Origin of the sequence: Novosphingobium sp. B-7 (assembly GCF_000410615.1) — a bacterium.
Lineage (GTDB): Bacteria > Pseudomonadota > Alphaproteobacteria > Sphingomonadales > Sphingomonadaceae > Novosphingobium > Novosphingobium capsulatum.
Window position 1 is genome coordinate 1 of the sequence record NZ_KE148314.1, and the last position, 1,031, is coordinate 1,031.

Below are 1,031 nucleotides of genomic sequence, written 5' to 3' on the forward strand. Positions count from 1 at the left end.
AATCGCGCTCTGGTCGCGATCGGGCTGGATCAACGCGTTCTTGTCGGTCATCTTGGACCAGACCTTGGCGCAGGACGGCGCCAAGATCGAGAGGAAAATGCCCCGCGATGCCCCTTATGCCAGCCCCCCGCCACTCTGCCCTGCTGCCTGCCCTGATGACCCTGGCCATGCTTGCCGCCTGCAACCGCCAGCCGGCAACGCCCGCCCCGGCCAGCCAGGCCGCGCCGCCTGACACGACCACGACCACGGCCAGCGCCACCACCAGCCACGCCAGCGCCCAGGCAACGCAATCCTCAACCGCCGGGCATGCGGTGAAGGAAAGCACCGATGCCTATGAATTCAGCTATTCCTGGCCTGCCGCGGCCGATGCCCAGCCCGCCCTGCGTGCCCGGCTGGCAGCAGACGAGGCCAAGCAGCGCGCCACGCTCAAGCACGATGCCGAGCAGGGGCAGAAGGAAGCGGCGCGCGACAAATATCCGTTCCATGCCTTTGGCCATTGGCAGGAATGGCAGGTTGTCGCCGACTTGCCCGATTGGCTCAGCCTGTCGAGCCTGGTCGGCAACGACAGCGGCGGCGCCCATCCCAACTATGGCTATGCCGCGATCCTGTGGGACAAGCGCGCCGGCCAGGCCCGCAATGCGCTAGACCTGTTCACCGCCCGCGCCGCGCTCACCGGCGCGATCCACGCCGATTTCTGCAAGGCACTGGACGCGCAACGCGCCAAGAAGCGCGGCGGCCATGCCAGCCTGGGCGGCGACAGTGGCTTTGACGCCTGCGTCGATCCCTTGGCGCAGACGGTGATCCTGGGCTCGCGCGGCAAGAAGGCGTTCGACCGCATCGGCTTCCTGATCGCGCCCTATGAAGCCGGGCCTTATGCCGAGGGATCGTATGAAGTGACGCTGCCGGTCACGCCGGCGGTGCTGGCGGCCGTGAAGCCGGAATGGCGCGGGGCGTTTGCTGTGCAATAGGCCAGTACTGGCGGTCGCAGTGAGCGTATTCGCAGAAAAGATAGCTGGACCCCGGATCAAGTC

1 protein-coding gene is annotated in these 1,031 nt (G+C 67.0%); it reads left to right on the forward strand.

Annotated features, from left to right (window positions below; all coding sequences use genetic code 11):
* The first annotated feature begins 107 nt into the window (after positions 1 to 107).
* Positions 108 to 968 (forward strand): PdaC/SigV domain-containing protein, encoded by an 861-nt coding sequence (locus tag H926_RS0109860; RefSeq protein WP_237741006.1) that lies wholly within the window; start codon positions 108 to 110, stop codon positions 966 to 968.
* The last annotated feature ends 63 nt before the right edge of the window (positions 969 to 1,031 follow it).